General features: G+C 71.2%; 14 protein-coding genes. 7 read left to right on the top strand and 7 right to left on the bottom strand.

All coding sequences use genetic code 11. The features are described from left to right. Window positions 1-57: 57 nt before the first annotated feature. Window positions 58-576 (bottom strand): hypothetical protein, encoded by a 519-nt coding sequence (locus D9599_RS00410; protein WP_198379233.1) that lies wholly within the window; start codon window positions 574-576, stop codon window positions 58-60. Window positions 577-741: 165 nt separating this feature from the next. Here D9599_RS00410 and D9599_RS00405 point away from each other — a divergent pair, with 165 nt between their 5' ends. Together D9599_RS00405 and D9599_RS00400 are read left to right on the top strand one after the other, a co-directional pair. Beyond that, entirely contained in the window at window positions 742-1,908 is a 1,167-nt protein-coding gene (locus D9599_RS00405; protein ID WP_198379232.1) for an ATP phosphoribosyltransferase regulatory subunit, read from the top strand. A gap of 4 nt (window positions 1,909-1,912) precedes the next feature. Beyond that, window positions 1,913-3,202, top strand: coding sequence for an adenylosuccinate synthase (locus D9599_RS00400; RefSeq protein WP_198379231.1), 1,290 nt, complete (start codon window positions 1,913-1,915; stop codon window positions 3,200-3,202). A gap of 22 nt (window positions 3,203-3,224) precedes the next feature. On the opposite strand, the gene D9599_RS00395 is transcribed toward D9599_RS00400, so the two are convergent. Further along, entirely contained in the window at window positions 3,225-3,404 is a 180-nt protein-coding gene (locus tag D9599_RS00395) for a hypothetical protein (RefSeq protein WP_198379230.1), read from the bottom strand. Window positions 3,405-3,540: 136 nt separating this feature from the next. Between D9599_RS00395 and glcF the strand changes: the two genes are divergently transcribed. The 4 genes from glcF (at window position 3,541) to D9599_RS00375 (ending at window position 7,316) form a co-directional block, all read left to right on the top strand. Further along, window positions 3,541-4,902 (top strand): glycolate oxidase subunit GlcF, encoded by a 1,362-nt coding sequence (gene glcF / locus D9599_RS00390; protein ID WP_198379229.1) that lies wholly within the window; start codon window positions 3,541-3,543, stop codon window positions 4,900-4,902. A gap of 5 nt (window positions 4,903-4,907) precedes the next feature. Further along, window positions 4,908-5,525: a tetratricopeptide repeat protein gene (locus D9599_RS00385; protein WP_232479994.1), complete on the top strand. Its 618-nt coding sequence runs from the start codon at window positions 4,908-4,910 to the stop codon at window positions 5,523-5,525. Between the two features lie 58 nt (window positions 5,526-5,583). Continuing rightward, window positions 5,584-6,669, top strand: a complete 1,086-nt coding sequence (locus D9599_RS00380) for a methylated-DNA--[protein]-cysteine S-methyltransferase (RefSeq protein WP_198379227.1) — start codon at window positions 5,584-5,586, stop codon at window positions 6,667-6,669. 392 nt (window positions 6,670-7,061) lie between these two features. Beyond that, window positions 7,062-7,316, top strand: coding sequence for a hypothetical protein (locus tag D9599_RS00375; protein ID WP_198379226.1), 255 nt, complete (start codon window positions 7,062-7,064; stop codon window positions 7,314-7,316). A 31-nt stretch (window positions 7,317-7,347) separates the two neighbouring features. Here D9599_RS00375 and D9599_RS00370 read toward each other — a convergent pair whose 3' ends face one another. The 5 genes from D9599_RS00370 to D9599_RS00350 form a co-directional block, all read right to left on the bottom strand. Beyond that, entirely contained in the window at window positions 7,348-7,734 is a 387-nt protein-coding gene (locus D9599_RS00370; protein WP_198379225.1) for a hypothetical protein, read from the bottom strand. 53 nt (window positions 7,735-7,787) lie between these two features. Continuing rightward, entirely contained in the window at window positions 7,788-9,419 is a 1,632-nt protein-coding gene (gene pyk / locus D9599_RS00365) for a pyruvate kinase (RefSeq protein ID WP_375373021.1), read from the bottom strand. 134 nt (window positions 9,420-9,553) lie between these two features. Continuing rightward, window positions 9,554-10,495 (bottom strand): DUF4394 domain-containing protein, encoded by a 942-nt coding sequence (locus tag D9599_RS00360; RefSeq protein ID WP_198379556.1) that lies wholly within the window; start codon window positions 10,493-10,495, stop codon window positions 9,554-9,556. Window positions 10,496-10,690: 195 nt separating this feature from the next. Then, window positions 10,691-10,840 carry a hypothetical protein gene (locus D9599_RS00355; RefSeq protein ID WP_198379224.1) on the bottom strand — a complete coding sequence of 50 codons (150 nt, stop codon included), beginning with the start codon at window positions 10,838-10,840 and terminating at the stop codon, window positions 10,691-10,693. Between the two features lie 100 nt (window positions 10,841-10,940). Further along, window positions 10,941-12,284 (bottom strand): glycerate kinase, encoded by a 1,344-nt coding sequence (locus D9599_RS00350; RefSeq protein WP_198379223.1) that lies wholly within the window; start codon window positions 12,282-12,284, stop codon window positions 10,941-10,943. A 160-nt stretch (window positions 12,285-12,444) separates the two neighbouring features. Between D9599_RS00350 and D9599_RS00345 the strand changes: the two genes are divergently transcribed. Further along, window positions 12,445-13,524, top strand: coding sequence for a tartrate dehydrogenase (locus D9599_RS00345; RefSeq protein WP_198379222.1), 1,080 nt, complete (start codon window positions 12,445-12,447; stop codon window positions 13,522-13,524). Window positions 13,525-13,549: the final 25 nt, after the last annotated feature.

Here is a 13,549-nt window from a genome sequence, read left to right as displayed (position 1 = left end):
CTTCGCTCCGACCATCCTGGCGGGGCGGAGTTTGCGCCGGCGATGGTGAAGGCGCGGTTACCCGCGGCCCTGCCGGCCGGGCTGGTTCGACTCGATGGCGACGGCCTGCGCCGCTTCCTCGACGCGAGGCAGGCGGGGGAGGTTCGAGAGGCGGGCGAGGGTGGCGGCGCCGCCGAGTGGGGCCAGGGCCTGGGCGGCTGCGGCGCTGTCCGCGCGGTCGAGCGCGATGGCCGCGCCGTTGAGGGACCGCACCGCGACGAGAGGGGGCGTGGTGGCGGGGATGCCAAGGGCCTCACGGAACTCGCGCCGCGCGATCTGGAGCTGTGGCAGGAGGAGCGCGTTGCGCGGGTGGGTCCAGAGCGGGTCCGTCTCGGCGGCGTTGGTGAAGGCCTCGATCTGGGCGGCGGCGCTGGCCGCGGCGGCGGGGCGGCCGGTGAGGCGCGTGGTGTCGCCGTACTCGAAGGGAGCGGCGCGGGCGGGGCCGCGCAGCGGGTCGGCGAGGCCGATATTGCCGATGAGGTTGCCGCCGCCGCAGGCCGTGAGGAGCAGGGGGAGGGCGAGGAGGGCGCGGTTCATGGGGATGATCCTCTCCGGCGGGACGGGGCGATCATGGTAGCGCATCGTGCTTACGGCGTGCTGGCGTTCGGCAGGGGGCGGGGCTTGCGGCGCGGGGCCCCGGCTGGCATCCACCCCGCGCAAGAGAGCGCGGGCGATCCCCCCACCAGCCGATGACCCCTTCCCGTGACTGACGACCCCCCGAACCCGGCGCTGCTGCCGGTTGGCCTTTCCGACCTGCTGCCGCCCGAGGCGGCGCGGGAGGCGGCGCTGGTTGAGGCGATGATGGCGGTCTTCGCGAGCCACGGCTACGAGCGGGTGAAGCCGCCCCTGCTGGAGTTCGAGGAGGGCCTGCTGCAGGGCTCGGGCGCCGCGCTGGCCGACCAGACCTTCCGGCTGATGGACCCCGAGAGCCAGCGCATGATGGGGCTTCGCGCGGACACCACGCCGCAGGTGGCGCGGATCGCGGCGACGCGGCTGCGGGATGCGCCGCGGCCGCTGCGGCTCTCCTATGCCGGGCAGGTGCTGCGGGTGCGCGGCACGCAGATCGCGCCTGGGCGGCAGTTGCCGCAGCTCGGCGTGGAACTGATCGGCGTGGACAGCGCCGAGGCGGATGCGGAAGCCGCGGCGCTGGGCGTGGAGGCGCTGGCGGCGGTGGGCATCGAGGATGTCGGGCTCGACATCACCCTGCCGCAGATGTCACCCGCGCTGCTGGACGCGGCCGGGCTGGAAGGAGCGGCGCGCAACCGCCTGGCGCGCGCGCTGGACCGCAAGGATGCGGCCGAGGTCTCGCGCCTGGCCGAGGAGGCGGGGCCGCCCGCAATCTTCCTGGTGGGACTGCTGGCGGCGGCGGGGCCGGCAGATGGCGCGCTGGCGGCTTTGCGGGCGGCGCCGCTGCCCGAGGGGCCGCGGCGGATTGCCGACAACGCGGCTGAGGTCGTCGCGGCGCTGCGGCGCCGGCTGCCGGGGCTTCGCATCACGCTCGACCCCGTGGAGTTCCGGGGGTTCCGCTATCACACGGGCGTTGCCTTCACGCTCTACGGACCCGGGCGTACCGGGGAACTGGGGCGTGGCGGACGCTACGTGAGCGGCGAGGAGCCGGCGACGGGGCTGAGCCTCTATCCGGATGCGGCGATGCGGGCGGCACCGGCCGTGGCCGCACCGCGCCGGGTCTTCCTGCCGGCGGGGCACGATCCCGCGCGCGCGGCGGCGTTGCGGCGGCAAGGGATGGTGACGGTCGCGGCGCTCTCGCCGGCAGACAAGGCGCGGGCGCTCGGCTGCACGCACGAGCTCCGCGGCGCGGATGTTGTTGAACTGGGCGGCGCGGATGCCGCGCTGGCTTTGAAGGAGTAGGGCCGTGGCCAATGTCGCCATCATCGGCGCCCAGTGGGGCGACGAGGGCAAGGGCAAGGTGGTGGACTGGCTGGCCAGCCGCGCCGACATCGTCGTGCGGTTCCAGGGCGGGCACAATGCTGGCCACACGCTCGTGGTGGGCAACCAGACCTACAAGCTTAGTCTGCTGCCCTCCGGCGTGGTGCGCGGGAAGCTTGGCGTCATCGGCAACGGCGTGGTGCTGGATCCGGACGCGCTGCTCTCCGAAATCGAGAAGGTGACGGCGCAGGGGCTGAGCGTTACGCCTGAGAACCTGCGGATCGCCGAGAATACGCCGCTGATCCTCCCGCTGCACCCCGCGCTGGACAAGGCGCGCGAGGCGGCCCGCGGGGGGGACAAGATCGGCACCACCGGGCGCGGCATCGGGCCGGCCTATGAGGACAAGGTGGGGCGGCGCTCCATCCGGCTCTGCGACCTCGCCGAGCCGGAGACGCTGTCGAAGAAGCTCGACGAACTGCTGCTGCACCATAACTCGCTGCTCCGCGGGCTGGGCGCGCCGGAGTTCGAGAAGGCGGCGCTGGTGGAGAAGCTACTCGGCTGGGCGCCGAAGCTGCTGCCCTTCATGGAGGCGGTGTGGGAGCGGCTCGACGCGGCGCGCGCCGAGGGCAAGCGCGTGCTCTTTGAGGGCGCGCAGGCTGTGATGCTCGACGTCGATCACGGCACCTTTCCCTACGTGACCAGCAGCAACACCGTGGCCGGCAACGCCGCGGCGGGCGCGGGTGTCGGGCCGCACACGGTCGGCAACGTGCTGGGCATCGCGAAGGCCTACACGACGCGCGTTGGGTCCGGTCCGTTCCCGACGGAGCTGTTCGACGATACCGGCAAGCTGCTGGGCGAGCGCGGGCACGAGTTCGGCACGGTCACGGGCCGTCCGCGGCGCTGCGGCTGGTTCGATGCCTGCCTCGTTCGGCAGGCGGTGAAGGTTGGCGGCGTGCAGGGGCTGGTGCTGACGAAGCTCGACGTGCTCGACGGGCTGCCGGAGCTGAAGATCTGCACGGGCTACGAGATCGGCGGTGAGCGCGTGCGGCGCCTGCCGGCGGGGATGCAGGCGCAGGCGGCGGCGAAGCCGATCTACGAGACGATCGAGGGATGGTCGGGTAGCACGCGCGGCGCTCGTTCCTGGGGCGAGCTGCCGGCGCAGGCGATCAAGTATGTGCGCCGCATCGAGGAACTGGTGGAGGCGCCGGTGACGCTTCTCTCCACCAGCCCGGAGCGGGACGACACGATCACGGTGAGCGACCCCTTCGCCGGGTAAGGGCGCGAGGTAGCGTCGTCGGCTAGCCCTTGCGCGGGGCGCTTCCCGCAAAGGGCAGGGCGCGGCCGCCGTCACCGGGGAAGCGGCCCGGGCGGCTGGCGGGCTTGTTCATCAGCATGGCCTGACGCTCGGCCTCCGTCCGACCGAGGCGGTGCGCATCGCCGCGCACGGGCCGGGCCTGGGTGTTCGGCAGGATCGGCATGCTGGGCTCCCGTTCTCTTTTCTGGCGGGTTTCTGGTGGAGCCCTTGAACTTCGGGTCTCAGATGTTCTCTTTGTGAGCCAACGGCGAGGGGCGAAAAGAGTGCCGCCGGCTTAAGGGCGATGCCAGGGGGAATGGATGCGCACCGAGTTCACCGCGGAGCAGCTCGCCGATCCCGAGATCCGGGAGTCGAACAAGATCCTGCGGACCTGCGTGCATTGCGGGTTCTGCACGGCCACCTGCCCGACCTTCGTGCTGCTGGGCGACGAGCTAGATAGCCCGCGCGGGCGCATCTACCTCATCAAGGACATGCTGGAATCCGGCCGCGCGGCCTCTGAGCAGGAGGTGCGGCACGTGGACCGCTGCCTCTCCTGCCTCTCCTGCATGACGACCTGCCCGAGCGGGGTGCATTACATGCACCTTGTCGATCACGCGCGGCACCACATCGAGGAGACCTATCAGCGGCCGCTCATGGAGCGGGCGATCCGGGGCGTGCTGGCGCTGGTGCTGCCCCGGCCGGGGCTGTTCCGGGCGGCGCTGATCGGGGCGCGGCTGGCGCGGCCGCTGCGCGGGATGTTCGGCGGCGCCTCGATGACGGCGAAGCGGCTGCGGGCGATGCTGGACCTGGCGCCGGCCGCGCTGCCGCCGGCGAGCAATTCGGCACGGGCGATGGTGCACCGGGCGGAGGGCCATCGGCGCGGCCGGGTCGCTCTGCTGACGGGCTGTGCGCAGACGGTGCTCGCGCCCTCCATCAACGAGGCGACGATCCGGCTGCTGACGCGCATGGGCCTCGACGTGGTGGTGACCGCCGGGCAGGGCTGCTGCGGCGCGTTGACGCACCACATGGGGCGGCAGGACAGTTCCCACGCGCAGGCACGCGCCAACATCGAGGCCTGGGCGGCGGAAGCAGAGGGCGAGGGGCTGGACGCGGTGGTGATCAACGCCTCGGGTTGTGGGACCACGGTGAAGGATTACGGCCACATGTTCCGCGAGGCGGAGCCGGTGCTGCGCGACCGCGCGGCGCGCATCGCTGGGCTGGCGAAGGACGTGTCGGAGGTGCTGGCGCGCTTCGACTACGCGCCGCTGCGCGACCGGCCGGGACTGACGGTCGCCTATCACGCGGCCTGCTCGCTCCAGCATGGGCAGGGGATCACGGCGGTGCCGAAGACGCTGCTGGAACGCGCGGGGTTCGACGTGCGCGCCCCGGCCGAGGCGCATCTCTGTTGCGGCAGCGCGGGCACCTACAACATCCTCCAGCCGGAGATCGCGGGGCGGCTGCGGGAGCGGAAGCTGGAGAATCTGGAGCGCACGGGGGCGGACCTTGTGGCCTCCGGGAATATTGGCTGCCTGACCCAGCTCGGCGGTGATGGGCTGCCGCTGGCGCACACGGTGGAACTGCTAGACTGGATGGCCGGCGGCCCGGCTCCACCGGCGGTGGAGGCGGCGAGGGCGCGACGGGCCGCCAGCGTCGCAGCAGCGACCGGGGTGGCGGCGGAATGAGGCGGTTGGTCCTTCTCGCTGTCCTGGCGGCGGGTGGGGCCGGTGCGCAGGTGCTGCCGACGCCCGGCGCGGGGCCGGGGGTGGGCCCGGCCGTGCCGCCGCTCGCGAGCCCCATGCCGCGCGCGGGGGCGGCCGAGGCGCGGCGGGCGGAGCTGGACCGGCTGCTGGACGCGCTTGCCTCCGCGCCGGACGAGGCCGCGGCGGGGCCTATCCAGGGGCGTATCCAGGCTCTCTGGGCGGAGGGCGGTTCCCCGGTGGTGGGGCTGCTACTGAGGAAGGGGCTGCGGGCGCTCGGCGCGAACGAGGCGGGCGACGCGGTTGAGGACCTCGATGCCGCTATCACGCTCCAGCCGGATTTCCCGGAATCCTGGGTGCTGCGGGGCCAGGCCCAGGCGGCGGCGGGGGATCCGGCGGCGGCGGCCTCGGACCTGCGGGAGGCGCTGCGGCTGGAGCCTCGGCACTATGGGGCGCTGGTGGCGCTTTCCGAACTGCAGGAGGAGGCGGGCGATCCGGCGGGCGCGCTGCGAAGCCTCGATGCGGCGCTGACGATCAATCCCTGGCTGCCGGGCGGGGGGCAGAGGCGGCGGGAGCTGTCGCGCCGGGCGCTCGGGGACCAGACCTGAGGCATTCGGGCGCAACGGCCGGATGGCCCTGTGCCCGCGCGGCGAGCGAGATGGCGGCATGAGCGACGCAGCCGAACCCCTGATCGACCATGATGCTGGCGAGGAGGCGCTGTGGGCGGCCCTGCTTCGGCGGGAGCCCCTGCCCGGGCGCTTCTACGCGGTGACGACGCAGGGGGTGGTCTGCCGCCTCGGCTGCCCCGCGAAGCCGCCGCTGCGACGAAACGTGCGCTTCTTCGACAGCGTGGCGGAGGCAGTTTCGGCTGGCTTCCGCCCCTGCCTGCGCTGCGATCCGCAGGGAGCGAGGGCTGGGATCCACGCCGCCGCCGTACGCGCGGCCTGCGCCGATATGGAGGCGGCCGTCTCGGCCGGGGATGCAGTGCCGCCGCTTGCCGCCCTGGCCGAGCGCGCCGGCTATGCGCGCCACCATTTCTTGCGGCTGTTCCGGCAGGTCGCGGGCGTGACGCCCGCTTCCTACGCGGCGGCGCTGCGGGCGCGGCGTCTGGGCGAGGCGCTGGCCGCGGGGGAGCGCGTCGCCGATGCGGTCGCGAGCGCCGGATTCGGCAGCGAGAGCCGGGTCTACGAGGATGGCGCGCGGGTGCTGGGAATGACGCCGGGTTCGGTGCGGCGCGGAGGCGCTGGCGAGGTGATCCGCACGGCCTTCGGGAGTAGTGCGCTCGGCCCCCTGATGGTGGGAATGACCGGCCGAGGGGTCTGCTCGATCGAGTTCGGTGAGGACGAGGCCAGGCTGCGGGCGGGGCTGGCCGCGCGCTTCCCGGCGGCGCGGATCGAGCCCGCGGACGAGGCGGCGTCCGAGGCGGTGGCGCGCGTGCTGGCCTGGGTGGAGGAGCCGTGCGGGGCGCTTGACCTGCCGCTGGATCTGCGCGGCACCGCCTTCCAGAAGCGGGTCTGGGAGGCGCTGCGCCTCATTCCGGCCGGCGGCACGGTGGACTACGCGGAACTCGCGGCGCGGCTGGGAATGCCGCAGGGGGCGCGGGCCGTGGCGCGGGCCTGTGCGGGCAACGGAGTCGCGCTCGCCGTGCCCTGCCACCGCGTGGTCGGGCGGGATGGGGCGCTCCGGGGCTACCGCTGGGGCATTGCGCGGAAGGCCGCGCTGCTTCGCCTAGAGGGAGCACGGCGGGGCTGAACCTCCGCTTCAGATCGCGGGTTGGGTGTACGAGCCGGCGCGGCTGCACCGGCTTCTCACACCTCCATGCGTCGGGCTGTCCGTCTGTTGGCGCATGTACCCTTTCGCACTTGTTGGCCCGCCCGCCTTGAAGATGATGCGAGTACGCAACAGTGTTAACACAACTTAAAGAGGAGGTTGGCCGAGGCCCGGTTGTAGGCGGAAACGCTCTTGGGTCTTTTCGAAAAGCGATCGACAAAGAGGGGCTATTACAAGGTTCTGAACGGGCTCGGTGCTGTGACGCATTCGTGAGATGCAATTGTGGCGCGCACGAAACAGGCTTGCTTGGAGAACGTTGAACACGCGCCCGTTGCCGGGGTCTCTCCCGGCCGGTGGAGGAGGAGGAGGCGCCGGTGCTTCGGCATTCGACCTATGACGACCCGTTCCGCAAGCGCGCGGCGCGGCCGAGGCGTGAGGCAGCGATCGATCGCTTTCCCGACCTCGAGCTCGAGCCCTATGACCCGACCCTTCCCTGGGAACAATGGACTGAGGAGCAGCGCATGGGCGCCGCGGTCCTCAATGCCGTCCGCGCGCTGCTCCTGGTTGCGGTCCTGGGCAGCGCAACGGCCTTCGCGGTGATGCTCTGGCGGATCTTCATGGCCGCCTGAGCCAGTTCCACCTGAACGGGGGCAGAAAGCCTCAGCGCGGCGTCAGGTTTTCGGTCCCGATGGCGCTGCTGCCGACCAGGGTCCACTGGCCAGACATGCCGCCATCAGGGGCGACCTCGTAGATACTCATGCCCGGACGGTCCCCGACGACGAAGCCGACGGAGAAGATGGGGCCGACGGACATGGCGTAGCCCTCCACCTGTGCCTGTCCGATCTGCCAGCGCACCCGCCAGGAGGCGAGGCCGACCTGCTGGATGGTCATCATCCCCGTGTAGGTGGAGCCGTCCGGATTAGTGCCGTTCACCTCGTAGTTGCCGTTCCGCTGGGCCTTGGCCGGAGGGGCGAGACCGGCGAGGAGCAGCAGCCCGAGGGCTGGGGCAAGGAGCGCGGAACGGAGGGAGGGCGCGAGGCGCTTCATCGGGAATCCCGTGGTTTTCAAGGCAGCCGCGCCTCTTAGACCTCCTGCGCCGCTCATTCCACTATCGCCACACGGAGCGCGTTGGTGGTGCCGGGAGTGCCGAAGGGCACGCCGGCGACGACCACCACCTCATCTCCGCGCGTAGCGAAGCCCTCGGTAGCGGCGGCGCGAAGGCCCTTGGCGACCATGTCGGACATGCTCGCGGGCTCCTTGCCCGGCACGGGATGCACGCCCCAGACGAGGGCCAGGCGGCGGGCGGTCTCCTCACTGGCAGTCAGGCCGATGATCGGCGGCGTCGGGCGTTCGCGCGCGACGCGCAGCACGGTGCTCCCCGTCGAGGTGAAGCAGGCGATGGCCTCGGCCTCGATCGTGGTGGCCACCTGGCGGGCGGCGGCGGCGATGGCGTCGGAGGAGGTGTGGCGCGGCTCGGGGCGGGCGGCGTCGGTCATGGAGCGCCAGCCCGGGTCCTGCTCGGTGCGGGCGATGATGCGGTCCATGATGTTCACGGCCTCATACGGATATTGGCCGGCGGCGGTCTCGGCCGAGAGCATGACGGCGTCGGCGCCGTCGAAGACCGCCGTGGCCACGTCGCTCGCCTCGGCGCGAGTGGGCGTGGGGGCGTTGATCATGCTCTCGAGCATCTGCGTCGCGACCACGACGGGAATGCCGCGGGTCCGGGCGCCGCGGATGATGCGCTTCTGGATGAGCGGCACCTCCTCGGGCGGGCATTCCACGCCGAGGTCACCGCGGGCGACCATGACGGCGTCGGCGAGGTCCAGGATCTCGTCCATGTGCTCGACGGCCTGAGGCTTCTCCATCTTCACCATGATCCAGGCGCGGCCGGCGGCGATCTCCTTCGCCTCCGCCACGTCCTCGGGGCGCTGGACGAAGGAGAGGCCGATGAACTCGACGCCCTGCTCCAGCACGAAGGCGAGGTCGGCGCGGTCTTTCTCGGTCAGCGCGGGGATGGGAAGCGCCACGTCGGGCACGTTCACGCCCTTCCGGTCGGAGAGGGCGCCACCGACGAGCACCTCGGTCTCCAGGTGGTCTTCCCGCTGGCGGGTGACGCCGAGGCGGAGCTTGCCATCGTCGAGCAACAGGCTGGTGCCGATGCGGGCGGCGGAGATGATCTCTGGGTGGGGGAGCTGGACGCGGCGGACGTCGCCCGGGACGGGGGAGAGGTCGAGGCGGAAGGGCTGCCCGGGCTGGAGCTGCACGCGCCCGCCCGCGAACTTGCCGACGCGGAGCTTCGGCCCTTGCACGTCCGCAAGGATGCCGATGGGGCGCCCGGTGCGGCGCTCGAGGTCGCGGATGGTCGCGATACGAGCCGCGTGGTCGTCATGCGAGCCGTGGGAGAAGTTGAGGCGAAAGATGTCGGCACCGGCACGGAAGAGGCGCTCGATCACCTCCGGGCTGCTGCTGGCCGGGCCGAGGGTCGCGATCATCTTCGTGCGGCGGCGGCGGCGGATGGCGATCTTGGGGGCCAAGCGGGGCGCTCCTGCGATGGCGGCAGTCGGGAGAAGGGTGTCGGGGGCGACCTCCATGATGCGGGCCACCTCCTCCACCCGTTCTGGGGGAATGCGACGCCACTGCGAAACGGCGGCGGTGGAGATGCCGAGGCCGGCGGCGATGCGGGTGACCGCACCGCGCCGGGCAAGAAGGGCTTCGAGAGCTTGGTCGCGCATGCGAATAAGTTAGTGATGTTAAGTTGGATGCGCGAGGGGGTGGGCGACCTTAGTTTTGTTAAGTATTTAGGATGGTGGATCTGCCTGAGCATTGGGAGCCGAAGGAAGGATACCTCGGCTCCCAAGCTCCTTCTTCAGGCGGCCGGTGCGCTCAGCCGACGCTTGCGCGCCATGGCCAAGCCGAGGAGCCCCAGGCCGAAGAGCGCCATCGAGGCGGGTTCCGGCACGGCGACCGGGCCGATGCTGCCGAAGGCGATGTCGCTGACCGCATTCGGCCCGAAACCACCGAGGAAGGTGGCCCCGCCGGTGGCGAGATTGATCGTGTAGAGGCCGGTTCCACCGGTCAGGCTGGTGAGCGAGACGAGAGCCAGGCCGGAGAGGCCGTCTATGTCAAAACCGATGCCACTGGAGGAGAAGCTGAGGCCAAGCGAGCCGATGGTGGTGAGTGTGCCGTTGTTCGGCGGGTTCTGAAGGACCAGGGAACCCGTCGCCGCGTCGATGCCGTAGAGCGTCGTGGCAGTGACCGTGCCCGGCACCTGGTTCGTGTAGGCGACCGCCGTCATGTTGGGGTTGGCGCCGGCATTGGCATCGCCTGTCGCGTAGGCGAGCGTCCCGTCGATGGTGGTGGTCCCGGTCGTCGGGTTCACGCGCAGGTTCTGGTCGGTCGCGGTGACGACGCGGATCGCGTCGGGCACCGGGTTGAAGGCCATGCCGAAGTCGAGGTCGCCGCTGTTCACGGGAATGCCGGGCCCCGCCACCCGCGTCGCTGCCCCGCTGGTGGTGTCGATGGTGAAGAGGCCACCGGACTGGCCGATCGCGTAGAGCTGCCCGTTGGAAGGGCGCACATCGATGCCGCGGATCGCCTCGCCGTTCAGGCCGGTGACGCTCAGCGTTGAGGTGACGGTGGAAGGGGCGGCCGAATCGAAGCCGATGAGGGTGTTCGACCCGGCCAGGCCAGTGATCGGCGCGGCGATGGCGGTGGATCCAGTGGCGGCCAGTACGAGGAAGGATCCAAGGGCCAGCGCCTTCCGGAAGGAGGGCGCCCGGACAGAGTGCTTGAGTGTCGGAGGATGCATGGTGGTGCCTCTCGGTTGTCGGCAACCGGGTTCGGCCCAGGCTGCTCGGGAGAGCTTTCAGCAAACATCATGCCCTAAATTAAAAAATTGTAATTGCTATAGATAATTGCTCCCTTTTTGCAGGCTGTTAATTTTCTTGACAACTGGGAGAATATAAGGTGCGCAACCGTTATATCCGGATGCAACACGACTTTATCAAATTTCAGCCTGATTAATGGCTTGCTGAAGGGTGGTGCGGAGAATTTTTCGGGTTTGTTTGTTGAGCATCATCCCGCGCAGCGAAAATCTGGCGGGAAAGGGGCACGGTTTTGCAGGCTGCTTTTTGTGCCCGCGAGATTGCGGCACGTTCATCTCCTGGCCGGGCGGAACCCCCGCACGTGGATCGGAAAGCGATCGTCCGTGCAGGGTCGCTCCCAGCCGGAATGGCCCCACGCGGCAACTTGGCTCAAGGACGGGCTGCGGCGGGCGCCCCTGCGATAATGACGGCACGGAAGTCGTTCACGTTGGTCAGGGTCGGGCCGGTGATGATGAGGTCATCCAGGCCGGCAAAGACGTCGTGGCTGCGATGGGCGAGGAGCGCCGCGCGGGGATCGACGCCAGCGGCGGCGCTGCGGGCGAGGGTGTCGGGGCCGGCGATGGCGCCCGCGTTGCTCTCGGATCCGTCGATCCCGTCCGTGTCGGCCATGAGGGACCAGATGCCGGGATGGCCGGCGAGCGCCACGGCGAAGCCGAGCAGGCACTCGCCGTTGCGGCCACCGGCGCCCTTCGCCTCGCCGAGGGTGACAGTGGTTTCCCCGCCGGAGAGGAGGACGGCCGGGGCACGCAGCGGGTGGCCGTGGGCCGCGACGGAGCGGGCGATGCCGGCGAGAAGGGTGCCGGCCTCGCGCGCCTCGCCTTCCAACGCATCGCCGAGGATGAGGGGCGTGAGGCCCAGCGCCTCCGCTTCCTTCGCGGCGGCTTGGAGAGCCATGAGGGGGGTGGCGATGAGGTGGTACTCGGCGTGGGCGAGGCGGGGGTCACCGGGCTTGGGGGTTTCCTCGGCGGCGGCGTCCAGATGGGCGCGCACGTGGTCGGGGAGGGGGATGGCGTAGCGGGCGACGATCTCGCGCGCCTCGGCGAAGCTGGTGGGGTCGGGCACGGTGGGGCCCGAGGCGATGGCGGCGGGGTCGTCTCCGGGTACGTCGGAGATGGCGAGCGTCACCACCCGGGCGGGGTGGGCTGCGGCGGCGAGGCGGCCGCCCTTGATGGCCGAGAGGTGGCGGCGGACGGCGTTCATCTCGTTGATCGTGGCGCCGCAGGAGAGCAGGGCGCGGTTGACGGCCTGCTTGTCGGCCAGCGTCAGACCGGGGGCGGCTAGCGGCATGAGGGCGGAGCCGCCGCCGGAGATGAGGGCGAGGACGAGGTCGTTTTCGGTCAGGCCCTGCACCATGGCCAGGATGCGGGCCGCGGCGGCCTCCCCGGCGGCGTCGGGGACGGGGTGGGAGGCCTCGACCACCTCGATACGGTCGTTCTCGCCGCGGCCGGTGCGGATGCCATGGCCGTAGCGGGTGATGACGAGGCCGGTGAGGGGGATGCGGGGCCAGGCGGCCTCCACCGCCGCGGCCATGACGGCGGCGGACTTGCCGGCACCGACGACGATAACCCGGCCGCCGGAGCCGAGGGCGGGCGGCTCGGGCAGGTGGGCGGCCAGGACCACCCGCGGGTCGGCGCTGGCGATGGCGGCGTCCAGCAGGCGGCGGAGGGCGGCACGGGCCGTCGTGTCGTCCAGCTTCCCGGGTTGCGCGTCCATGCTCTCTCTCCTGGCGTCGGCGGCATCTTCACCGGGCGGGCGGTGCGGGCAAGCCCGCCGGGTGAAATGGCGCGCGGGGTTGCCGCGGGGGCGGGGCTGTGGAATGCGCTGGGGGAAGCGGCCCGGCCGCGGCGAACAGGAAGAGGAAGGCCCAGGAACCATGCGACGCCACCGGATCGCCGCCATTCCCGCCGACGGCATCGGCAAGGAGGTCATCCCCGCCGGGTTGCGCGTGCTGGAGGCGCTGGCGCGACGGGACGGCGGCTTCGCCTTCGATGTCGAGACGCTGCCCTGGGGGAGCGATTACTACCGCCAGACCGGCGCGATGATGCCCGAGGACGGGCTGGAGACGCTGCGCGGCTTCGACGCGATCTATTTCGGCGCGGTCGGTGACCCGGACCTGCCGGACAGCATCACGCTCTGGGGTCTGCGCCTGAAGATCTGCCAGGGCTTCGACCAGTACGCGAATATCCGCCCAACGCGGGTGCTGCCGGGGCTGACCAGCCCGCTGCGCGCGGTTGAGCCGGGTGACATCGACTGGGTGATCGTGCGGGAGAATTCCGAGGGCGAGTATGCCGGCCATGGCGGCCGCGCCCATCGCGGGCATCCGGAGGAGGTTGCGACCGAGACCTCCATCTTCACCCGCGCGGGGGTGGAGCGGATCATGCGCGTGGCCTTCGACATAGCGCGCGCGCGGCCGCGGAAGCTGCTGACGGTGGTGACGAAGTCCAACGCGCAGCGGCACGGCATGGTCATGTGGGACGACATCGCGGCCGAGGTCGCGAAGAACTACCCGGACGTGACCGTGGAGAAGGAGCTGGTGGACGCGATGGCCGCGCGCATGGTGCGCAAGCCCGCGAGCATCGATACGGTGGTGGCGACTAACCTCCATGCCGATATCCTCTCGGACCTCGCGGGAGCGGTGGCGGGCTCGCTCGGCGTGGCGCCGACGGCGAATCTCGATCCCTCGCGCCGTGCACCCTCGATGTTCGAGCCGATCCACGGCTCGGCTTTCGACATCATGGGCAAGGGGATCGCGAATCCCGTCGCGACCTTCTGGACGGGGGCGATGATGCTCGAGCACCTCGGGGAGCCCACGGCGGCGGCGGCGCTGATGACGGCGGTGGAGCGGGTTTGCGCGGATGGCGTGTTCACGGCTGATCTCGGTGGCACGGCGGATACGGAGACGGTGACGCGGGCGGTGATCGCGGCGATCGAGGGCGCGAACAAGGCGGGGTGATCGGGCGAGAGGTGGGCTGACGCCC

This window comes from Roseomonas sp. KE2513, assembly GCF_016107305.1.
GTDB lineage: Bacteria > Pseudomonadota > Alphaproteobacteria > Acetobacterales > Acetobacteraceae > Roseomonas.
This window is presented reverse-complemented; position numbering and strand designations above follow the sequence as displayed.